The organism is Burkholderia sp. WTPI3 (assembly GCF_021483755.1).
Lineage (GTDB): Bacteria > Pseudomonadota > Gammaproteobacteria > Burkholderiales > Burkholderiaceae > Burkholderia.
In genome coordinates, this window is sequence record NZ_JAGIXF010000034.1 from 23,330 (window position 1) to 44,596 (window position 21,267).

The 21,267-nt window shown below is 67.0% G+C and carries 17 protein-coding genes and 1 riboswitch; of the genes, 5 read left to right on the top strand and 12 right to left on the bottom strand.

Going from position 1 to position 21,267, the window contains the following annotated elements; translation table 11 throughout:
• The first annotated feature begins 173 nt into the window (after nt 1–173).
• Together J7024_RS19470 and J7024_RS19475 are read left to right on the top strand one after the other, a co-directional pair.
• A complete protein-coding gene (locus tag J7024_RS19470; protein WP_124826528.1) occupies nt 174–977 on the top strand; it encodes an SDR family NAD(P)-dependent oxidoreductase in 804 nt (267 codons plus the stop codon).
• Nucleotides 978–1,100: 123 nt separating this feature from the next.
• The gene (locus J7024_RS19475; RefSeq protein ID WP_124826529.1) at nt 1,101–1,814 is read left to right on the top strand and encodes a riboflavin synthase subunit alpha; all 714 of its coding nucleotides are present in this window, start codon (nt 1,101–1,103) and stop codon (nt 1,812–1,814) included.
• A gap of 85 nt (nt 1,815–1,899) precedes the next feature.
• Here J7024_RS19475 and J7024_RS19480 read toward each other — a convergent pair whose 3' ends face one another.
• From J7024_RS19480 to J7024_RS19530, 11 genes are all read right to left on the bottom strand, one after another.
• Nucleotides 1,900–3,141, bottom strand: a complete 1,242-nt coding sequence (locus J7024_RS19480; protein WP_124826530.1) for a voltage-gated chloride channel family protein — start codon at nt 3,139–3,141, stop codon at nt 1,900–1,902.
• A gap of 79 nt (nt 3,142–3,220) precedes the next feature.
• A riboswitch (Fluoride riboswitch) is annotated at nt 3,221–3,326 on the bottom strand.
• Between the two features lie 97 nt (nt 3,327–3,423).
• Nucleotides 3,424–4,443: a chemotaxis response regulator protein-glutamate methylesterase gene (locus J7024_RS19485; RefSeq protein WP_124826531.1), complete on the bottom strand. Its 1,020-nt coding sequence runs from the start codon at nt 4,441–4,443 to the stop codon at nt 3,424–3,426.
• Complete coding sequence (locus tag J7024_RS19490; protein WP_234745374.1) at nt 4,440–6,749, bottom strand: hybrid sensor histidine kinase/response regulator; 2,310 nt, start codon at nt 6,747–6,749, stop codon at nt 4,440–4,442. The genes J7024_RS19485 and J7024_RS19490 overlap by 4 nt, the downstream gene beginning before the upstream one ends.
• On the bottom strand, nt 6,746–7,459 hold the full coding sequence (locus J7024_RS19495; protein WP_124826597.1) for a chemotaxis protein CheW: 714 nt from the start codon (nt 7,457–7,459) through the stop codon (nt 6,746–6,748). The genes J7024_RS19490 and J7024_RS19495 overlap by 4 nt, the downstream gene beginning before the upstream one ends.
• A gap of 52 nt (nt 7,460–7,511) precedes the next feature.
• Complete coding sequence (locus J7024_RS19500) at nt 7,512–8,951, bottom strand: CheR family methyltransferase (RefSeq protein WP_124826533.1); 1,440 nt, start codon at nt 8,949–8,951, stop codon at nt 7,512–7,514.
• Complete coding sequence (locus J7024_RS19505) at nt 8,948–9,460, bottom strand: chemotaxis protein CheW (protein WP_124826534.1); 513 nt, start codon at nt 9,458–9,460, stop codon at nt 8,948–8,950. Before J7024_RS19505 ends, J7024_RS19500 begins: the two co-directional genes overlap by 4 nt.
• On the bottom strand, nt 9,457–11,133 hold the full coding sequence (locus J7024_RS19510) for a methyl-accepting chemotaxis protein (protein ID WP_124826535.1): 1,677 nt from the start codon (nt 11,131–11,133) through the stop codon (nt 9,457–9,459). The genes J7024_RS19505 and J7024_RS19510 overlap by 4 nt, the downstream gene beginning before the upstream one ends.
• A 123-nt stretch (nt 11,134–11,256) precedes the next feature.
• A complete protein-coding gene (locus tag J7024_RS19515) occupies nt 11,257–12,390 on the bottom strand; it encodes a hybrid sensor histidine kinase/response regulator (protein WP_124826536.1) in 1,134 nt (377 codons plus the stop codon).
• 496 nt (nt 12,391–12,886) lie between these two features.
• Nucleotides 12,887–14,470 (bottom strand): Na+/H+ antiporter, encoded by a 1,584-nt coding sequence (locus J7024_RS19520; protein ID WP_124826537.1) that lies wholly within the window; start codon nt 14,468–14,470, stop codon nt 12,887–12,889.
• A 225-nt stretch (nt 14,471–14,695) separates the two neighbouring features.
• Nucleotides 14,696–16,129, bottom strand: a complete 1,434-nt coding sequence (locus J7024_RS19525; RefSeq protein WP_124826538.1) for an aldehyde dehydrogenase family protein — start codon at nt 16,127–16,129, stop codon at nt 14,696–14,698.
• Between the two features lie 28 nt (nt 16,130–16,157).
• Nucleotides 16,158–17,798, bottom strand: a complete 1,641-nt coding sequence (locus tag J7024_RS19530; RefSeq protein WP_124826539.1) for an acetolactate synthase large subunit — start codon at nt 17,796–17,798, stop codon at nt 16,158–16,160.
• 385 nt (nt 17,799–18,183) lie between these two features.
• Between J7024_RS19530 and J7024_RS19535 the strand changes: the two genes are divergently transcribed.
• Entirely contained in the window at nt 18,184–18,501 is a 318-nt protein-coding gene (locus J7024_RS19535) for a type II toxin-antitoxin system RelE/ParE family toxin (protein WP_124826598.1), read from the top strand.
• A gap of 3 nt (nt 18,502–18,504) precedes the next feature.
• Nucleotides 18,505–18,804 (top strand): addiction module antidote protein, encoded by a 300-nt coding sequence (locus J7024_RS19540; protein WP_096505596.1) that lies wholly within the window; start codon nt 18,505–18,507, stop codon nt 18,802–18,804.
• Between the two features lie 48 nt (nt 18,805–18,852).
• On the opposite strand, the gene J7024_RS19545 is transcribed toward J7024_RS19540, so the two are convergent.
• Nucleotides 18,853–20,139, bottom strand: a complete 1,287-nt coding sequence (locus J7024_RS19545) for a DUF445 domain-containing protein (protein ID WP_124826541.1) — start codon at nt 20,137–20,139, stop codon at nt 18,853–18,855.
• A gap of 328 nt (nt 20,140–20,467) precedes the next feature.
• On the opposite strand from J7024_RS19545, the gene J7024_RS19550 reads away from it, so the two are divergent.
• Nucleotides 20,468–21,208 carry an IclR family transcriptional regulator gene (locus tag J7024_RS19550; RefSeq protein ID WP_124826542.1) on the top strand — a complete coding sequence of 247 codons (741 nt, stop codon included), beginning with the start codon at nt 20,468–20,470 and terminating at the stop codon, nt 21,206–21,208.
• Nucleotides 21,209–21,267: the final 59 nt, after the last annotated feature.

Consider the following 21,267-nt stretch of genomic DNA (forward strand, 5'->3'; position numbering starts at 1 on the left):
CGTAGCGTTTTAAATCCGCCGGCTGCTGCGCGATACCCTTTTCCGCGTTTCGGCTCGTTCGCACCATATTCTCTTCCAATAATATGTACTGCGAATTTTCATGTCGGATTCTCGATAACGCGCATGCCTGCCACGCAACCGATCACGAATCGCAACCATGAAAGGAAACGACGATGGACCTCAATCTCAGCGGACGTACGGCACTCGTATCCGGAGCAAGCAAGGGCGTAGGCAAGGGCATTGCACGAGCGCTGGCCGCCGAGGGCGTAAACCTGGTGATGCTGGCTCGAGGAGCGGATGAACTCGAGCGCACTGCCCGCGACATCGCGGACGAATTTGGCGTGCAGACGCTGCCCGTCAGCACCGACGTCAGGAACGCGGACGAGGTTCGGCATGCCAGCTCACGAGCCCGCGCGCACTACACGAACGTCCATATCGTGGTCAACAACGCAGGGGCCGCGATTCAGCGCAGCGATCGCGAAATTCTGTGGGACGACAGCGACTGGCTCAGCCAGATCGAGATCAAGAACCTCGGCGCATTGCGGGTGATCCGGGAGTTTCTGCCGCTCGTTCCAGACGATGGCACCGGACGAATCATCAACATCACGGGAGCATCGGGAACGATGACCTGGAACCCTGCGCTGACGTATGGGATGAACAATGCCGCACTCATTCATATGACCGGCTATCTCGCGGCCGATCTCGCGAGCCACAGGATCAACGTCAATGCGGTGGTGCCCGGACTGGTCGGCACTGAATGGCGAGAGGAATGGGCGCAGTCGATGGCCATCAAGGCAGGGAAGCCGGTCAGCGACTGGTTGCGCGAATTCTGCATCGGGAAGGGCATCCTGTCAGGACGCTGGGCGCACGTGGAAGAAATCGGCAGCATGGTTGCCTATCTGTCCTCCGATCATGCCCGCTATATCAACGGTGCACGCATCGCCGTCGACGGTGGCCTCACGGTGAACGCGCGGTGAGCAATCGATACGCCGGATCGTCGACGATATTTGCAACCCACCGGGCCGGTGCACCCGGGCCCGGCGCCATCGCCCCGGATCACTTATCATACCGGCCAGGCAATTTGCGACGAAAGGCAGATCATGTTTACAGGCATTGTTCAGGGTATTGGCGTCATCGAGACCATCAAGGATCACGGCGAGCTGCGAACGTTCAGCATCGCGTTCCCCGAGGGCTTCACCACCGACATCGAGATCGGCGCGAGCGTGTCGGTCGACGGCGTCTGCTTGACCGTGACGACGATCCATTCCCCGGCCCTGATCGACTTCGACGTGATGCTGCCGAGCCTGCGCATCACCACGCTGGCCGACCTCACGACCGGCGCGCGCGTCAACGTGGAGCGGGCCGCCAAGGATGGCGCGGAAATCGGCGGGCATCCGCTGTCCGGCCACGTCGACTTCATGGGGACCATCGCGGACATCGCGTCGTCCGAGCACAACCGGATGATCCGGATCGCCGTGCCGGCCGATTTCAAACGCTATGTGTTCGCGAAGGGCTATATCGCGATCAACGGCTGCAGCCTCACCGTGTCGGACGTCAACCGCGACGAAGGCTGGTTCGACGTGTGGCTGATTCCGGAAACGCGCCGCGCGACGACCTTCGATGCGAAGGGCGTCAGCGACAAGGTCAACATCGAGATCGAGCGCAGCACGCAGGTGGTCGTCGATACGATCCGCGAATCGGTCAAGGAAACGCTGGGCGAATTGACCGGCGTCGTCACAACGTTGCTGGCGGAAAAAGGCATCGACATCGAGGAACTGCTCGCGCGCAACGTCGCGCGGCTGCCTAAGCAGTAGTGAACGGCGCCTTACCCGGTGATCCCCGGATCACCGGGTATCGGCCCGCGTTCTGCCCCCGGTTCGGCCACCTCGCGTGCCGGCCTTACTCCGCTTCCACGGCCACGCCCTTCCCCACCGCCACCCGCTGCGACCGATAGATCCCCGCGTGTCCGGAGAACAGGTACGCCACCACGCAAGCGACGATCGCATACACGCCGATATCCGCGCCGAACAGTTCGATCGCCATGATCGTCGACGCGATCGGCGTATTGGCCGCGCCCGCGAACACCGCGACGAAGCCGAGCCCCGCGAGCACCGGCACCGGCAGCGCGAGCACCTGTCCGAGCGCGTTGCCGAGCGTCGCGCCGATGTAGAACAGCGGCGTCACTTCGCCGCCCTTGAACCCCGACGCGAGCGTGACAACGGTAAACGCGAACTTGCCCGCGAAATCGTAAGCCGGCAGCGGCCCGTGGAACGCGGCCTCGATCGTAGGAATACCGAGGCCGAGATACTGCGGCACGTTCAGCACGGTCGCAGCCGCGGCAACCAGCAGGCCGCCGAGCACCGGCTGTAGCGGCGCGTAGCGCACGATCCGCCGAAGCCATGCCGTCAGCCCGTGCGTCGCGTATGCGAACAGTCGACCGACGACACCGAACGCGATACCCGCCACCACCGTCGCGGCAAGCCCCGCCGCCGACGCGGCCGGCACGAACGGAATCGCATACACGGTGTGATGCACGCCCCACGCGCGGCACACGACGTCCGCGACGATCGCCGATGCAACGCAGGTCAAGAGCGCGTCGTACCGCAAGCGGCCGATCGCGAGCACCTCGAGCCCGAACACGGCACCGGCGAGCGGCGTGCCGAACACCGACGAGAACCCGGCCGCGATACCGCCCATCAGCAGCACGCGCCGATGCTCGCGATCGAGACGGAACACGTGCGTGACGCGATCGGCGAGCGCGCCGCCCATCTGCACGGCCGTGCCCTCGCGGCCGGCCGACCCGCCGAACAGGTGCGTGACGACGGTCGCGACGAGCACGAGCGGCGCCATCCGCTTCGGCACGAGCGCCTTCGGGTCGTGGATCTCGTCGATCAGCAGGTTGTTGCCGCGCGCAACCGACTGGCCAAACCGATGGTAGATCCAGCCCGTCGCGAAACCGGCGGCCGGCAATCCCCACAAGAGCCACGGATGCGCGACGCGCGTACCGGTCGCCCAGTCGAGCGCGATCAGGAACACCGCGGAAGCCGAGCCGGCCAGCACGCCGAGCAGGGCCGAGAGTGCGAGCCAGCGGCACACGTAGCGCACGGTCGCGAAAAAATCGGCAGAAGTCGAAAAAAACATGATTTCCAGATTCGACGGAACATCGAACCCTGGGCGGCAGAACACCGCATGGACGGCCTGCGACCTCCTGACGACCCAGGAACACGCAGGCATCATCAGCCGGGCAAACCGGCGGTTGAGGGCCGAATCGTGCACGGAACGCGCCAGGATCGACCGCAGGGAGGCATGCCATCTCCGCTGGCGGCAATTGTACGCGACGCGAAGCACGGCGCGCAATGCGGCCCCAGCCCCGGCCCCGGCCGCACGTGCTGCCCGGGCCACGCGCGAGGCCCCGGCGCGCCGTCAGTCGCGCGGCATGCGCGTCACACGCGAGATCAGCTGCGGACCGATCCGCTCGAGCGGCAGGATCGCCGATGCCGCGCCGATGGCCGCGGCCGCCTTCGGCATTCCATAGACGGCGCTCGTCGCCTCGTCCTGCGCGATCGTGTAGCAGCCCTTCGCGCGCATCGCCTTCAGCCCGAGTGCGCCGTCGCGTCCCATTCCCGTCAGCAGCACGCCCAGCGCATCGCCCTGCCAGCCATCGGCGACGCTGTTGAAGAACACGTCGATCGACGGCCGGTACGGCGTCTCGGCCGGATGTCGCGTATAGCCAAGCACACCGCTCGACGACAGGCACAGGTGATCATTGGTCGCCGCGAGCAGCACCTCGCCCGCCTGCGGCACGCTACCCTGCCGCGCGATACGCACGGGCAGCCGCGTATAGCCGTCGAGCCAGTCCGCCATGCCGAGCGCGAATGCCTGGTCGACGTGCTGCACGATCACGAGCGCGGCCGGAAAATCGGCCGGCAGCGCGCGCAACAGCGCGGTGAGCGCGGTCGGGCCACCCGCCGACGCACCGATCGCGACGAGCGTCGGCTGGCCGCGCGCGGGCGCCGGCCCCGGCGGCACGAGCGTGACCGTGCGGCTTTCGAGCAGCCGGCCGATCTGGTCGATCTTCGCGAGCAGCGGCTGCCGCGCCCCATCCGACGGCAGGCCAAGCGCGGGCGTCGGCGTGTCGACCGCGTCGAGGGCGCCGGCACCCATCGCCTCGTAGACCGACGACGTGTTCGCACTGACGCTCGCGGTCACGATCAGGATCGCGCACGGCGCACGCGCCATGATCTGCCGGGTCGCGGCCACGCCGTCGAGCTTCGGCATCACGAGGTCCATCAGCACGAGATCGGGCGGATGCGCGACGCAAAAATCCACCGCCTCGTCGCCATCGGTCGCCACCCACAGCACCCGGTGATCGGTGCGCAGCGCGATCACGCGGCGCAGTGCCTCGACGGCAAGCGGCAGATCGTTGACGATACCGATGTTCATCCGCGTGCATCCCCGATCAGGTCGTGCACCGCATCGAGCAGCGCCTCGTCGTGGAAACTGCTCTTCGCGAGGTAGTAGTCGGCGCCGGCATCGAGTCCGCGCCGGCGATCCTCGTCGCGGTCCTTGTACGACACGATCATCACCGGCACGCGCGTGAGCATCGGATCGCCCTTGATGAGCGTGACGAGCTCGATCCCGTCCATGCGCGGCATGTCGACATCGGTCACGACCAGGTCGAACGCGTCGCTGCGCACCGCGTTCCAGCCGTCCATTCCGTCGACCGCGACGGTCACGTCGTAGCCACGCTTCTCCAGCAGCTTGCGTTCGAGCTCGCGCACCGTCAGCGAATCGTCGACGACGAGCACGCGGCGGCGCCGGTCGGCGAGCGCGAGTTGCGGATCGCGCGTGAGCTTCGCGAGTTGTCCGCCGCGCACGAGCTTGTCGACCGAGCGGATCAGGTCCTCGACATCGACGATCAGCACCGGGTCGCCGTTCTCGAGCAGCGCGCCGGCCGCGATGTTCTGGATCTTGTGAAGGCGGCTGTCGAGCGGCTGCACGACGAGCATCCGCTCGCCGAGGAAGCGGTCGACCGCGACGCCGTACAGCTCGGGCTCGCCGCCGACGATTACCACCGCCGTGCTGGTACGCGTGATGTCGGGTTCGCCTGCATCGAGCAGCTGATGCGCGGAAACAAGGCCCGCACGCCGCCCGTCGAACGGAAAATGCGGCTGGCCCTCGAGCACGTCGATGTCTTCGTGTGCGAGTTCGAGCGTGCGCCGCACGTGGGCAAGCGGGAACGCGTACGGCTCGCCGCCGACCTCGACCAGCAGGCTGCGGATCACCGACAGCGTGAGCGGCAGCTGCAGCACGAAACGCATGCCCGCACCGGGCTCGTTGAAGATGCGCACCGAGCCGCGCACGCCGCGCGCCATCTCCTGCACCGCGTCGAGGCCGACACCGCGCCCGGACACGTCGGTCACCGCGTCGCGCATCGAGAAGCCCGGCAGCAGCAGGAATTCGAGCAGTTCGGGATCGGATAACCGCGCGGCCGTCTCGTCGTCGGTCAGGCGCTGACGGACAACGGCCGCGCGCAGCGCGTCCATGTCGACGCCCGGGCCGTCGTCGATCACGCTGACGAGCAGCGAGCCGGCGCTGTGGCGCGCTTCGAGCGTCACGCTTGCCTCGGCCGGCTTGCCGCGCGCACGCCGCGCGTCGGGCGACTCGACGCCGTGGTCGAGCGCGTTGCGCAGCAGGTGGCCGAGCGGCGCGTCGAGCAGATCGAGAATGTCGCGGTCGACCTGCGTGCCTTCGCCGACGATCGAGAAGCGCACCTGCTTGCCGAGCGAGCGCGCGAGATCCCGGACGATGCGCGGATACGCGCGCGTTGCGTCGCCGAACGGCCGCATCCGGCACTGCAGCGCCTCGTCGTACAGTTGCTCGGCGATGTGCGTGCTGCGTCGCTCGAAGCGGTCGAATTCGTCCATCCGCTCGGCCAGCGAACGCTGCAGGTCGTTGAGCATGTGCCGCACTTCGTTCACCGACGCGAGCACGCCCGCGCCAAGCTCGTCCGCAAACTGTTCGTACACCAGATCGAGCGAACGGGCCGCGTCGCGCTGCGCGCGCTTCACGCGCAGCATCGATTCGGAGAACGGCTTGAGCCAGCGCGATTCGACGAGAGATTCGCCGGACAGGCTCAATAGCCGGTTCAGCGTATCGGCCCGCACGCGGCGCATCGCGCCCGCGCCGGCCGCACGGTCGGCCTGGACCGAATCCGGCACGGCCGCCGATACGGCCAGCGGCGGCACCTCGGCCCCCGCTCCCACCGGCTCGTTCGCGGCGCCGTCGTGCTCGCGAAGCGGTACGACGGACGGCGGCGCCGGCGGCGGTGCGAACGTCGGCGCCGGCATCGCCTGCACGCCGTCCGCACCAATGAGCGCCAGCGCGAACGCATCGATCTCGGACGACGACACGGGCGGCGCGTGCGGATCCGCGACACGCACCAGCAGGTCGACGCCGGCGAGCAGCACGTCGACGTGCGCCGCCGTCAGCGCGATCGTGCCGGCTTGCGCGGCGACGAAGCATTCCTCCATGCGCCCCGCGATGTCGACGCCGAGCGGCACGCCGACGATGCGCGCCGCACCCTTCAGCGAATGCGCTGCGCGCATGCATGCTTCCAGCGCGACGGAATCGGGCTCGCCCGATTCGAGCGCGAGCAGGCGCTCGGACAGCGCCTGGGTCTGAGTGCGCGTCTCCTCGCGATACAGTTCGAGCAGCGACAGGTGGCTCAGATCGTCATCGCCGCTCATCGCATGCTCCGGGTCACGGCATCGAACAGACGATCGTCGTCGAGCAGGCCCACCGACTTGCCGCGCCACGACAGCACGCCGCGCGACAGGCCGGCGCTCGCGCGTCCGACCGTCGCCGGCACGGGTACCCATTCGGATGCGCCGAAGTGCAGCACGCCCTCGACTTCGTCGACCGGAAACACTACCGGCTCGCCCTGGTGCGCGACGACCAGCAGACGAGTGAAGCGGCCGTCCTCGTCGCCAGTGACGTTCTTGCCGCCCTTGCCCGCATCGAGGCCGAGCAGCGCGCCGATCGAGATCGCGATGCGCAGCGTGCCGCGAATGTTGACCACGCCGCGCACGGCAGAGTGCCGACGATGCGGCAGCGAATGGATCGGGCGCGTGCCGGCGATCTCGCGCAGCACGCCGATCGGCAACGCGAGCCATTCGTCGGCGACGCGAAATGCGAGCGCCGCCTGGCGCGTGTCGTCGTCGCCATGCGCGCGGGTCGCGTCGAACGCGCTCATCCGGCGTGTGGCCTCGGCCATCTCGGTCGCACCGAGCGGACGCTCGAGCAATTTCGCCGCGTGATACGCGTAGACCGGACAGTTCAGGCAGCGCAGACAGTCGGCCAGCCGCTCGCACGAACGGTCGCCGCGCGTGCCGATCCGGTTCCAGCAATCGTCGACGCCGATCGTCGTGCCGTCAGTGACAACGGCGTCGCTGTTCATTCTTTCCTCGGTCATCCCGATCTCGGCTCCAAAACCGTATTCTCATATTCTCTTATCCGGCCGAGCGCCGCGCGCGCTCGAGCAGCCATTGCGCGCCGGCGCCATCGCCGCCGACGTCGAGCAAGGTCGCAAGATGCGTCAACGCTTCATGGTGCGTGGGCCGCAAGTACAGCGCCTTCCGGTAGAAGTCGCCGGCTTCCGCGGCACGCCCGCGTGCATCCGCGATCAACCCGTTCAGGTAGAACGCATCGGCGTGCGGCCCCACCCGCGCCGAAAACTGCGCGAGCACGCGCTCGGCCTCGTCGAACGCTCCTGCGTTCGCGAGCGCCTGTGCCTCCTCGAGCGTCGGCGCAACGTTATCGGCAGCCGGCGCCGCCGTGTCGGCCAGCAGATCGCCGCGCATGCCGGTCCGTATTTCAGTCCGTATTTCAGCCCCGACATCGGCACGCGGCTCGCCCGCTATCGGGCGCTCGGCCGCCGCGAACCCCGCGACCGGTTGCGGCGCGGCACCGACCCACGTCGGCGGCACGACGGCCAGCATCGGACGCGTGGCGGCCGCCGGCGCCACCGAGAAGCACTCCGCGCGCCGGTATGGCGCAACCGCGGGCATCGGTGCCGCATGCCGGGCCGCGTATCCGTCCGCCATGTCACCGCCGCGCGCGCGATGAAACGCAAATGCCAGCGGCACGCGCGCCGAGCGCATCCCGTGCCGCATCGCGACACCCGTCTCGGCCGGGCCGACGAACAAGGTGCCGTCGTCGGCAAGACAGCTTTCGAGCGAACCGATCACGCGATCCTGCACGTCGCGGTCGAAATAGATCAACACGTTGCGGCAGAACACGAAATCGTAGCGGATACCCGTGTCGGCGCCCGGTTCGACCAGGTTGGCCTGGCGAAACTGCACGCATGCGCGCACACGCTCGTCGAGCAGCCAGCCGTCCGCAGCCTGCGTGAAGTACCGGGCGCGAAACTCGGTCGCCGTACCGCGAAACGCATTGCGTCCGTAGCAGCCGAGCCGCGCCTGTTCGATCGCGCGGGCGCTCAGGTCGATCGCGTCGATCGTGAAGCTGGCCGGATCGAGGCCCGCGTCGAGCAGTGCCATCGCCGCCGAATACGGCTCTTCGCCGCTCGAGCAAGGCGCGCTCAGCACGCGGATCACGCGCCCGGGCGTCGCGGCAAGCCGCTCGGCCGCGAGCCGCGCGAGCGTCGCGAATGCCTCGCGGTCGCGGAAGAACCACGTCTCCGGCACGACGAACAGTTCGATCAGCGCGCGCCGCTCGTCGGCCGATGCGTTGAGCTGCTGCCAGTACGCGTCGAGCGCGTCTGCGGTCACAGGCGGCCGCGCCGTCGACGGCAGCCGCTCGCTGTCGCCCTGCAGCGCATGCACGCGCTCGGTCAGCGCGCGGATCAGGAAATCGTTGCCGAGCGAATCGGGGTCGATGCCGGTCTCGCGCAACAGCCAGCCGCGAAATCGCGAATCGGACGCTTTCATGCGGACTCCCCTTCATGGCCCGGCTGGCCGTCGAACAGATACAGGCGTGCAACTTCGTCGATCAGGTCGGCCACCGACACCTGCTGCACGATGCCGTCGGGCGTGTTCGCGACCCGCCCGAGCCAGCGCGTGCGCGCAGTCGATACGCCGCTCGCATGGAACGTCGTGCGGTCGATCCGCAGGGTCTGCGTCGCGTGCTCGACGATCAGGCCGATCGCGCGTCCGCGCCCGGTCGGCGCGGTGCGATAGCGAACCATCACGAGCCGAGTCGAACGCAGCGCGTGCGCGCGCCGCCCGAGCGCCAGCATCGGCACGTCGATCACGGGCACTGGCTGGCCGCTGCGCATCAGCAGCCCGGCAATCCATTCCGGCGCGCCCGGCACGGCCTTGGTGGCCGCGAGCGGCAGCACCTCTTCGATCTCGGCCGCGTCCAGCGCGTAGCGATCGCCGTCGAGCTCGAACATCAGGAACAGCGCGTGCATGCCGCCGTGCGGCTCGGCGCGCGTCACGCGTCGACCTTGAAGCGCGACACGCTGGTGCGCAACTGGTTCGCGACGAGCGTCAGGTCGTCGATCGCCTGCGACGACTGGCGCAGCGATTCGGCCGTCTGCTGCGCGGCTTCGGACAGTTGCGACAGCGCCTGCGTGATCTGCTCGGCGCCGTTCGCCTGCGTCTGCATCCCTTCGTTGACCATCTGGAAGCGCGGCGCGAGCGTCTGCACTTCGGCAATGATCTGCGACAGCTGCCCGCCGACCTGCTGCACGTCGAGCATCCCGCGGCGCACTTCCTCGGAGAACTTGTCCATCCCCATCACGCCCGCCGACACCGCGGACTGGATCTCCTTCACCGTCTGCTCGATGTCGTAGGTCGCCACGGCCGTCTGGTCGGCGAGGCGGCGGATCTCGGTCGCGACAACCGCGAAGCCGCGGCCGTATTCGCCGGCCTTTTCGGCCTCGATCGCCGCGTTCAGCGACAGCAGGTTGGTCTGGTCGGCCACCTTGGTGATGGTTGCGACGACCTGGTTGATGTTCAGCGCCTTTTCGTTGAGGATCGCGAGCTTCGCGTTCACCGAGCCGGCCGCGTCCATCACGCTGCGCATCGTCTCGCCCATCCGCGTGAGCCCGCTCTGGCTCACGCCCGCGAGCGTCGCCGACTGTTCGGCCACGCCGGCCACCTCGTTCATCGTGCGCAGCAGGTCGCGCGACGTCGCGAAGATCTCGCGGGACGTCGCGCCGATCTCGGTGGTCGTCGCCGCGGTTTCATTCGCGGTTGCCTGCTGCTCGCGCGACGTCGCCGCGATTTCGGCGACCGACGTCGTCACCTGCAGCGACGACTGCTGCGCGCGAGCGACGAGTTCGGTCAGTTCGTCGGCCATCCGGTTGAATCCCGTCTCGAGCGTGCCGAATTCGTCGTGCCGGCGCAGGTCCAGACGACGCGTCAGGTTGCCGGTGCGCATCACGTCGTGCACTTCGACAAGCCGCGCCATCGGTACGGTCACCGCGCGAAACAGCCCGTAGCCGAGCCCGAGCGCGGACAGCAACACGATGCCCAGCGCAAGCGCGAGCACGACCTCGGTGTCCTGCACCGACTGGCGGATCACCTTCGCGGAGTTGTCGGCGAACTTGCGGTTTTCCTGCACGAGCGTGTTCGCGTCGCGCACGGTCTCGGCCCAGACGGGCAACGCCTTCGCGTATGCCGCGGCGGCTTCCTCGTGCGACGTGCGGCTCTTCTGGATCGCATCGTTCAGCAGCGGCACGTAGCGGTCGTACGCACCGCGGAACGTCGCGAAACGCTGCCGGTCATCGTCGCGAAACGTCGCGTTCTGGTAGTCGACCGACAGCGATTCGACGTCCTTCAGCGAATCGGCGATCTTCGCGAGATCGTGCTGAACGGCGTCGGGATCGGTATCGACGAACGTCGCCTGCTGCAGCAGCGAGAACGAATCGCTGACCGACGCGCGCAGCGACGCCGCGAGATAGACGCCGGGCAGCGAATCCCGTTCGATGCTGACGGCTTCGCTGTCGATCGCGCGCAGGCGCTCGTAGGACACGCCGGCGGTCACCAGCATCAGCACGAACAGCACGCCGAAGCTGAGCAGGATGCGGTTGCCGAGCGTCAGCCGGGCGGCGCCGAAGGTCGGATGCAGGCTTTCATTGGTCGCACGGGGTGTGACGGTGGCCATGTTCGTTATGGGCTTTCTAAAATCAGCGTTGAAAAAAATTCGCGCCGCCTGCGCGCCGAACGGCGTGCCACGAGCGCATCTGGGCCAGCGGACGATGCGGCGCCGGCAGGCCGCGCCGCGATATTACCGCTCCGCCTGCGCCGGCAGTCGAAGCCCGACCATGAAGCCGCGCGGCGAATTGCGCATCAGGATCTGGCCGCGATGCCGAGCCGCCGTCGCGCGGACGAACGCCAGGCCGAGGCCGAAGCCGCTGCGCGCCGCGCCGTGCGCGGATTCGAGCCGCACGAACGACTCGGTCGCGGCCGTGCGCTGCTCGGGCGCAATGCCGGCGCCGGCGTCCTCGACGCCGATCAGCCACGCACCGCCATCGTCGCTCAGCGTGCAGTGCACGTCGGTGCCGGCCGGGCCGTACTTCAGTCCGTTGTCGATCAGGTTAGCGACCGCACGCGTGAGCATCATGCGGTCGCCCATCGTCACGCACGCGGTATCCGGCACATGGGCGACGACGCGGCTGCCGAATCCGGCCGCCTTTTCCCACAACTGGTCGACGGCGTCGAGCACGATTTCGTTGAGACTCACGACCTCGTGCGCGCGTCGCTCCGACTGCGCGCGGGTCAGGTGAATGAAGCCGTCCGCGAGCGCGAGCGCCCGGCGTGCGTGGCCGGCAATGCGCTCCATGATCGCCGGCATGTTGCCGTGTTCGGCCCGGTAGACCTCGAGCAGCGCGAGGATCGACGTCTGCGGCGAACGCATGTCGTGCGACAGGAAATCCAGCGCCTCGTCGCGCTGTCGCGACATCAGGTACGAATTCGAGTGATAGCGGATCCGCGCGGTCAGCTCCATCGCGTCCGGCAGCTTCACGAGATAGTCGTTCGCACCGGCGATGAACGCCTCGCGCTTGACGATCGGCTCCTCTTTCGCCGACAGCACGATGATCGGCACGCGCGCGGTATCGGCGTCCGCGCGCCACGCGCGAACGAGATCGAGGCCGTCGATTTCCGGCATCACGAGGTCCTGCAGGATCACCGTCGGCTTCACCTCGCGCGCGATTGCCATCGCCCTGTGTGCATCGGTGCACACATGCAGGTCGATATCGTGCTCGCTGCGCAACGCGCGCCGGATTACCTCGCCGACGAACGGCTGATCGTCGACGAGCAGCACCGACAGCCCCGATTCAAGACAATCCGGCGCATTTTCACCGCTCGATTCTTTCATAAATACCGTTTCAAACGCCAAATCTCCAATTGATTCTTTCATAGGAGTTGTTTATCTGACTTGGGCGCCATCTTAATTTGGCGGCTGAGAAATTCACCCGTTGTTGCCGATCTGGCCTGTCGGCATTGCCTCACGGGGATTCGAACGCCGATTTTTCCCCGTCGACGGTCGCATTACCTCCGCGTGCTTTCTCTCAATAAAGATAACCGGCTGATTCTAAATGAAATTAGAACACAGCATCTATCTCCTTCCGGTTTAGTTTTGCCAAATATAGTGAAAGAGCGGGATACAGATAAATCAGATCATTTCCGGATTCGAAAGACGAGAACGTTTGCGCGGGCGGTGCTGCGAGGTTTGCATGCGCAGCAAGGCCGGCACGCCGGCCATATCGGGGCCGGATCCAGATATGCCGAACCGGGGAAATGATGGGGAAATGGCGCCGCGACGGTGGACATGGACGCTAGATGCGGGCGCCAGGTGGCAGCGGCCACGGCGATGGCGGCGATGCGCCAACGCCCCGCCGCCGTGCAGTCGATCGTCAGCCGCGCGCGTGCTGCGCGGATACTTCCTGCAGATCGAGATCGCGCTCGAGCGCGTGCAGCATCTCGTCGTGGATATGGCCCGAACGGTGCAGGCGCAACAGTTCCGTGCGGCCCGCCGCGATCGCGGCCAGCACCACGTCGTAGTGGGCGGCACGGGCGCTGTCCGGAAATGCGGGCTCGTCCTTCAGGCGCTCCGTCAGTTCCGCACGGTAGGTGTACTGCTCCAGCAGGCGCGGGTGAATCACGTTGCCGCTGTCGTCGCGCACGAGCGGCTGGATCGCCGCGAGCTGCGCGGCCTCGATCTGCGCCCATGCCTGCGGCTCGGTCAGGTGATGCGCGGCGCGCTCGTGGCGTTGCGGCAGGCGCAGCAGCCGGATCAGCGGACCTATGGTCGTGCCCTGCAGCAGCACGGTAACGAGGATCACCGCGAACGACGCGACCAGGATCACGTCGCGCCCGGGCAGCGCCTGCGGCAGCGACAGCGCGATCGCGAGCGTCACGACGCCGCGCATGCCGGCCCAGCTCATGATCGTCGCAGCCTTCCAGTCGGGCGCGGCGCCGCGCCGCGCGATCCCGTGCACCGGCCACTTCAGCGCCTCGACCGCGTAAATCCACACGAAGCGCGACACGATCACCGCCGCCAGCACCGCGAGCACGGGCGGCACCATCGTGGCAAGCACCTGCTCGAAACCGCCGAGCCGATACATCGCACCGCGCAGCGACAGCCCGATCAGCACGAACACCATCGCTTCGAGCAGGAACACGATGACCTGCCAGAATGCGGTGCCGCGCGTGCGCACTGCGGCCGAGAACACTTCGTGCTGGTGCCAGCCGACGATCATGCCGGTCGTCACCGTCGCGATCACGCCCGACACCTCCACCATCTCGCCCGCGATGTACGCGATCCAGCCGGCGATCACCGCGACGGTGATCACCAGATAGTCGTCGTCGAGCAGCTTCAGAAACCACACGACGATCTTGCCGACCAGAAAGCCGACCAAGACGCCGCCAAGCCCGAGCTCCGCAAAGCGTACGACCGCGTGCTCGAGACTGAACGCGCCCGTCAGCGCGGCAGCGACCGCGAAGCGGAACAGCACGAGACCGGCCGCGTCGTTCAACAGGCTCTCACCTTCGAGCAGCACCATCAGCCGGCGCGGCAGCGCGACACGTTCGAGCACCGCCTTCGCGGCCACGGCGTCGGGCGGCGACACGATCGCGCCGAGCGCGAAGCACGCGGCCCACGGCAGCGATGGCACGACCCAGTGCACGGCGAAGCCGACCGCGAACGTCGTGAACACCACCGCGCCGATCGCGAGCATCAGGATGCCGCCGACGTTACGCTTGAACTCCTCCCACACCGAGAAATACGCGCCGTCCATCAGCAGCGGCGGCAGAAACACCAGCAGCACGAGATCGGGATCGAGATTGATCGGCGGCAGGCCGGGAATGAACGCGATGCCGATGCCGCCGATCAGCAGCGCGGCCGCGGGCGGCAGCCGCAGCCGCTTGGCGATGCATTCGAGCGCGACGATCGCGAGGAATGACAACAGAACCAGCTTGAATGCCGAGACGGGGGACATGAATCGATCTCGTGAAGAATGAATGCGCACGCCTTCGGGTGTCGTACCCCGACGGCCATTTCGCGCGATTACATCACGATGCGATACGTGCAGTCGAGCGCGTTCGGCACGCGGTGTCGCCGCGACGGTGCGCAGCAGACGACCGTCGTACCCGGATTCGCATGCCGAAATGAAAAACGGCATGCGGGCCGGCGCGATCGCCCGCGCGCGCGGCCCGTGAACGCGCTAGCGGCGTCGCACGACCATCAGCCGCGGCTCGGTCATGTCCTCGATTGCGTAGCGGATCCCTTCGCGGCCGAGCCCCGAATCCTTCACGCCGCCGTACGGCATGTTGTCGACGCGGAACGACGGCACGTCGTTGATCACCACGCCGCCCACCTCCAGTTCGTCCCACGCGCGCTGCGCATGCGCGAGTGAATCGGTAAACACGCCGGCCTGCAGCCCGAAATCGCTGTCGTTCACGCGTGCGAGCGCATCGTCGAAGCGGTCGAACTTCTCGAGGATCGCGACCGGGCCGAACGCCTCCTTCCGGTACAAGTCCTGCTCGCGGCCGACGTTTTCCAGCAGCGTCGCCTCGAACATCGCGCCGTCGACCTTGCCGCCCGCGACGATCTTCGCGCCTGCCGCGACGGCCGCGTCCATCCAGCCCGACAGCCGGCGCGATTCGGATTCCGAGATCATCGGGCCGACGAACGTCGACGAATCCTTCGGGTCCCCCATCTTCAACGAGCGCGTCTTCGCGATCAGCTTGTCGCGCAGCGCGTCGTACAGGTCCGCATGCACGAGGATCCGCTGCACGCCGATGCAGCTCTGGCCGGACTGGTAATACGCGCCGAACGCGAGACGATCGACCACGTAGTCGAGCTGATCGCGCTGATCCGAGTCGACGATCGCCGCCGCGTTGCCGCCGAGTTCCAGCACGACTTTCTTCTTGCCGGCCTTCTCCTTCAGCGCCCAGCCGACGGCCGGCGAGCCGGTAAACGACAGCAGCTTGAAGCGCTCGTCGGTCGTGAACAGATCGGCGCCGTCGCGATGCGCGGGCAGCACCGAGAACGCGCCCTTCGGCAGGTCGGTTTCCGCGAGCACTTCGCCGATGATCAGCGCCCCGATCGGCGTGCGGCTTGCGGGCTTCAGCACGAACGGGCAGCCGGCGGCCAGCGCCGGCGCGACCTTGTGCGCGGCAAGGTTCAGCGGGAAGTTGAACGGCGAGATGAACGAGCACGGGCCGATCGGCACGCGCCGCGTATAGCCGGTGTAGCCTTGCGCGCGCGCCGAGATCTCGAGGTTGATCACTTCGCCGTCGATGCGCACCGACTCCTCGGACGCGACACGAAACGTGTCGATCAGCCGCGTGACTTCGCCCTTCGAATCGTTGATCGGCTTGCCGGCCTCGATGCACAGCGCTTCGGCCAGCTCATCGAAACGCTCGCGAAAACGCGCGACGCAATGGTCGAGCACCGCCTGCCGCCTGTAGGCCGGCAACTCGCGCATCGGCTTCTCGGCGGCCACCGCCGCGCCGATGGCCGCATCGATCGCCTTCGCGTCGGCCAGCGCGACGCGCGTCGCGACCTTGCCGCTGAACTTGTCGGTCACGTCGAGATCGGTGTTCGCGTAGACCGCCTCGTTGGCCAGATAGTACGGATAGGTATCCTTCAGCATGGAACGCTCCTTCCGGTGAACTGCGGATTCAGAGTTGCGCCGACAGACGCTTGATTTCGCGGTTGAGCACGCGCTCGTTGTCCGAATAGTCGATCGGCACGTCGATCACGTGCACGCCCGGCGTCGCGAAGCAATCGCGCAGCAGCGGCTCGAGATCGTCCGCCGATTCGACGCGATGCCCGTGCGCGCCGTAGCTCTGCGCATACGACACGAAATCGGGGTTCTTCAGCGTCATCGCGAAATCGGGGAAATTCATGTTTTCCTGCTTCCATCGGATCATCCCGAACGCATCGTCGCGCAGGATCATCACGACGATGTCGAGCTTCAGCCGCACGGCCGTTTCGAGTTCCTGCGAATTCATCATGAAGCCGCCGTCGCCGCACACTGCGATCACCTTGCGCTGCGGGTGCACGATCTTCGTCGCGATCGCCGACGGCAGGCCCGCGCCCATCGATGCCAGCGCGTTGTCGAGCAGCAGCGAGTTCGGTTCGTGCGCCCGCCAGTAACGCGCGAACCAGATCTTGTACATCCCGTTGTCGAGACAGACGATCCCGTCGACCGGCAGCGCGTTGTACAGATCGTTGACGATCCGCACCGGATACATCGGGAAGCGCGGGTCGTGCTGCCCCTTTTGCAGGTGCGCGTCGAAATGTTCCTTTATCATCGCGAAGCGTTCGAAATCCCAGTGCGACTGCGGCGTCACCGCCTCCTTCATCTGCCACACCGCGTTCGCGATGTCGCCGATCACCTCGATCTGCGGGAAGTAGACCGGATCGACCTGCGCGCCGAGGAAGTTCACGTGGATCACGGTCTTGTCGTCCGCGCGCATGAAGAACGGCGGCTTCTCGATCACGTCGTGACCGACGTTGATGATGCAGTCCGCATGCTCGATCGCGCGGTGCACGAAGTCGCCGTCGGACAGCGTCGCATTGCCGAGCCACAGCGGGTGCGTTTCGTCGATCACGCCCTTGCCCATCTGCGTCGTGAAGAACGGGATGCCCGTCTTGTCGACGAATTCGAGCAGCATCTTGCAGGTCGTCTTGCGGTTGCCGCCCGCACCGATCATCAACAGCGGATGACGTGCGGCCTGGATCGCGCCGATCGCGTGCGCGACCGCCTTCTCCTCCGCCACCGGCCGCCGGCTGTAGCTGCGCGGGATCGGCTTGCCGTCGCCCTCCTCGTGCGCGATGTCTTCCGGCAACTCGAGGTGCACCGCGCCCGGGCGCTCCTCCTCCGCGCGGCGGAATGCCTCGCGCACCGCCGACGGGATGTTGCCGATCGACACGATCTGACGCGTGAACTTCGTGAGCGGCTGCATCATGTCGACGACGTCGACGATCTGGAAGTGGCCCTGCTTGCTCGACTTGATCGGCTTCTGCCCGGTGATCATCAGCATCGGCATGCCGCCAAGTTGCGCATACGCGGCGGCCGTCACGAAGTTGGTCGCGCCCGGCCCGAGCGTGGCGAGACATACGCCGGTGCGGCCCGTCAGGCGGCCGTAGGTGGCGGCCATGAACCCGGCCGCCTGCTCGTGCCGGGTCAGCACGAGCTTGATCTTCGATCGCCGGAGCGATTCGAGCAGATCAAGGTTTTCCTCGCCGGGAATGCCGAATACATACTCGACGCCTTCGGCTTCCAGCGCCTTCACGAACAAATCCGATGCTTTCATGGGGGACCTCGGTTGATGCCGCCTGCCCGGCTTACGGACGCGCGGCGTTCAGAACGCGCGCCGGCCTACGGCACGCGGACGCCTTACCTACTGGACACAGACCACGGCACGACACGCCGCGCGAAGCAGGGTTGGCAACGCGCGACGGCACCTCCGGGAGACGGAGGGCAAACGGATCCACCCGCGCGACAAACACGCACGGGCGGCAAAGACGTTTTTGATTGTAGACGGATTCGGGACATTCCGACCTCGACCAGGTGGCCGGGTCCGACGGCCGGAAAAGGTCGGCCTGATGGCCATTCCTGCGTCAAACGACGCGCGCGGCCCTACTGTAGCGGCAAGCCCACACCCTCGACTGTGAACTATGGTTGACACGCTGCAAGCCATGCCCTACAGTGCCCCTACATTCAGCATCCGGACCACCGACGTCTTCGATGCGTGGTTCGCCGGCCTGTCCGACCGCGTCGCCCGGCGCCGCATCCAGGCGCGCATCGACCGCCTGTCGATGGGCAATCCAGGCGACTGGAAATCCGCCGGCTCGCCCATCGTCGAAATGCGTATCGACCACGGGCCCGGCTATCGCGTCTACTACGTGCGACGCGCAACGATATGGGTGATCCTGCTCTGCGGCGGCGGCAAGTCGACGCAACAGGCGGATATCCGCGCCGCGCACGCGATGCTCGCGCGGCTCGACCTGGAGTGATCGATGGACAAGATCAAGACCCGGCCGTGGGATTCGGCCGAACACCTGAAAACCGACGACGACATGGCCGAGTACTTCGACGCGTGTCTGCGGGAAGCCGGCGACGACCCGGCCTTCATCGCGCATGCGCTCGGCGTGATCGCCCGTGCTCGCGGCATGTCGCAGGTCGCACGCGATGCGGGCCTGTCGCGCGAAGGGCTGTACAAGGCGCTGTCGCACGACGGTAATCCGAGCTTCGGCACGATCCTGAAGGTCATCAAGGCGCTCGGCCTGCAACTGCACGGCACCAAGGCGCACGCGTGATCCGGCCGCATGCGGCGCCGCACCGCCGGCGCCATGCCCGCGGCCGCATCAATGCAGCCATCCGGCCGCCCAGCGCGGCACCAGCGACACCAGATACAGCCCGAGCCCGATCAGCCCGCCGACCAGCGTGCCGTTGATGCGGATGTACTGCAAATCCTTGCCGATGTTCAGTTCGATCTGCCGCGACATCTCGCGATCATCCCAGTTGCGCACCGTGTCGCGGATGTGACGCATCAGGAAATCGGCGAAATCCGGTGCCATCTCGTGCACGGCTTTCTCGATGTGCTCGTTCAGCGATGCGCGCAGAGCCGGACTTTCCGCGAGCCGCGCACCGAGCCAGCCGCCGAGCGTCGTGGCGCGCCGGTGCAGCGCCGAATCGGGGCGCGCGAGATCGGCCTTCAGCCATGCCCGCAACTGGTCCCACAGATCGCGCACATACTCGTTGAACGCGTCGCCGTCGCGAATGTAGCGCTTGATCTCGTCGCCTTTCGCGATGAATGCGGGATCGTGCTTCAGCCGCTCCGTCAGCCGCACGACAGTGCGGTCGAAGCGCTGCCGCAGTTCGTGCTCCGGATCGTCGGCCACGCCTTCGAGCACACGGCTCACCGCGCTCGCCAGCACGCGTGCGCCGTTCTCGCCGAACCACTGCGTCGGCACGATCTTCTCGATCTTCGGATATTGCGTCTTCAGCCATTCGACGATGAAGCCCGCGATCACCTCGCGGTTCTCCTCCTTGTCGAGCACGTCGACCACCTGTTCGATCGCATCGTCGAGCAGCGCCTGGTGGCGGCCGTCTTTCGTCAGCGTATCGAGGATTGCGCCGGCCGATTGCGACAGATCGATCCGGTCGATCACCGCGCGAAACGCATCGTGGACGAACGACTGGATCCGCGCGTCGTCGGTCATGTCGAGCGCGAAGCTCGTCAGCTTCGTCACGTAGCTGCCGAGCGCGTCGGTGTTCGCCGGCTCGCCGAGCCAGGCACCCAGCTTCCGGGCGGGATCGTGCTGGCGGATCTGCGCGGCGAGCGCATCGGGGCCGAGGAATTTCTCTCGTACGAACACCGCGAGATTGTCGGCGATCTTGTCCTTGTTCTTCGGGATGATTTCGGTGTGGCGCGACACGAACGGGATCGGCACGCGACGGAACAGCGCGACCACGGCGAACCAGTCGGCGAGCGCGCCGACCATCGCGGCCTCGGCCACCGCCTTGAAACCGTCCACCCACGGGCCGCGCGGCAGCAGGATCGTCGTGACGAACACCGCGACGGCGGCGAGCAGCAGCCACAGCGCGCGGCGCTTGCTTCGTTTCAGTTCGAGGGCTTTGTCTGGCGTCATGGGTGACCGGTAAGGCGAACGATGCCGCCAATATGCACCGAGTCGGCGGCGGCCGCCAAATACCCGGCCCGTCCGACGGGATGGCCGCCCGCGCCGCCAACCGACCGGTCGAGCCATTCCGGTTCGACGTTTCCGCACGCAGCCGGTCCGCCTTCACGCTCGCTCCCGTCCCGCCGCAAGCCCGTCCCGACACCTCGAATCGCCCGCTCGGCCGCGCCGGCCGGACTGTCTCTCAATATCGTGTTTACCCGGATAGCACGACGTCGTCGCGTCCGCTCAGACTGTATTCACATTTCGAGACAGCGTCTCTCATATAGAGACATAAATTATGCTCAAGACACTCAGCAGCGCACTGCAACTGATGCAGCACTTCACCGCCCGGCAGGCCGCATGGGGCGTCCGCGAACTCGCGAAGGAAAGCGGCGTGCATCACGCCATCGTCCACCGCGTGCTCGCGACGTTCGCGGCCGAGGGCTATCTCGTGCAGGACGAAGCGGGGCGCTACGCGCTCGGCCTGCGCTGGTTCGAGATGGGCGAGATCGTGCGGCGTTCGCTGTCGCCGTCGCAGATCGTCGAGCCCGCGCTGCACCGGCTCGCGCAGCAAAGCGGTGAAACCGTGTTCCTGTCACTGCTCGACGGCTGCGAAGGACTGTGCCTCGACATCGCGCACGGCGACCAGCAACTGCGCTTCTCGATCGAGGAAGGCCAGCGCTTCGCGCTGCATGCCGGCGCGCACGGCAAGGCGATCCTCGCGTTCCAGCCCGATTCGATGCGCAATGACGTCTTCGCGCGTGCGACGCAGGCCGGCCAGGCGGTCGACCGCGCGGCCATCGAGGCCCAGCTCGACGTGATCCGCGAGAACGGTTGGGCCTACACGCGCGAAGAAGCCGCCGCCGGCGTCGCGGGGCTAGCCGTGCCGCTCACGGCGAAGGGCAGCCGCTCGGTCGCTGGGTCGCTCGCGATCTCGGGGCCGATGCAGCGTCTCGACGAATCGGCCGTGCCGCGCCTGCTCGATGCCCTGAGCGACGCGCGCCGCAAGATCGAAAGCGTGCTCAGCCTGATGCGCTGAGCACCATGGCGGCCGGCGAATCCGGCGCCGCCCCGACACACCACAACAAGCTACCGGCA

What these genes read in the sequence shown, in the direction of transcription:
- J7024_RS19470 (WP_124826528.1), top strand. Translation starts at nt 174, where the DNA reads ATGGACCTCAATCTCAGCGGACGTACGGCACTCGTATCCGGAGCAAGC.
- J7024_RS19475 (WP_124826529.1), top strand. Translation starts at nt 1,101, where the DNA reads ATGTTTACAGGCATTGTTCAGGGTATTGGCGTCATCGAGACCATCAAG.
- J7024_RS19480 (WP_124826530.1), bottom strand. Translation starts at nt 3,141, where the DNA reads ATGTTTTTTTCGACTTCTGCCGATTTTTTCGCGACCGTGCGCTACGTG.
- J7024_RS19485 (WP_124826531.1), bottom strand. Translation starts at nt 4,443, where the DNA reads ATGAACATCGGTATCGTCAACGATCTGCCGCTTGCCGTCGAGGCACTG.
- J7024_RS19490 (WP_234745374.1), bottom strand. Translation starts at nt 6,749, where the DNA reads ATGAGCGGCGATGACGATCTGAGCCACCTGTCGCTGCTCGAACTGTAT.
- J7024_RS19495 (WP_124826597.1), bottom strand. Translation starts at nt 7,459, where the DNA reads ATGAACAGCGACGCCGTTGTCACTGACGGCACGACGATCGGCGTCGAC.
- J7024_RS19500 (WP_124826533.1), bottom strand. Translation starts at nt 8,951, where the DNA reads ATGAAAGCGTCCGATTCGCGATTTCGCGGCTGGCTGTTGCGCGAGACC.
- J7024_RS19510 (WP_124826535.1), bottom strand. Translation starts at nt 11,133, where the DNA reads ATGGCCACCGTCACACCCCGTGCGACCAATGAAAGCCTGCATCCGACC.
- J7024_RS19515 (WP_124826536.1), bottom strand. Translation starts at nt 12,390, where the DNA reads ATGAAAGAATCAATTGGAGATTTGGCGTTTGAAACGGTATTTATGAAA.
- J7024_RS19520 (WP_124826537.1), bottom strand. Translation starts at nt 14,470, where the DNA reads ATGTCCCCCGTCTCGGCATTCAAGCTGGTTCTGTTGTCATTCCTCGCG.
- J7024_RS19525 (WP_124826538.1), bottom strand. Translation starts at nt 16,129, where the DNA reads ATGCTGAAGGATACCTATCCGTACTATCTGGCCAACGAGGCGGTCTAC.
- J7024_RS19530 (WP_124826539.1), bottom strand. Translation starts at nt 17,798, where the DNA reads ATGAAAGCATCGGATTTGTTCGTGAAGGCGCTGGAAGCCGAAGGCGTC.
- J7024_RS19535 (WP_124826598.1), top strand. Translation starts at nt 18,184, where the DNA reads ATGCCCTACAGTGCCCCTACATTCAGCATCCGGACCACCGACGTCTTC.
- J7024_RS19540 (WP_096505596.1), top strand. Translation starts at nt 18,505, where the DNA reads ATGGACAAGATCAAGACCCGGCCGTGGGATTCGGCCGAACACCTGAAA.
- J7024_RS19545 (WP_124826541.1), bottom strand. Translation starts at nt 20,139, where the DNA reads ATGACGCCAGACAAAGCCCTCGAACTGAAACGAAGCAAGCGCCGCGCG.
- J7024_RS19550 (WP_124826542.1), top strand. Translation starts at nt 20,468, where the DNA reads ATGCTCAAGACACTCAGCAGCGCACTGCAACTGATGCAGCACTTCACC.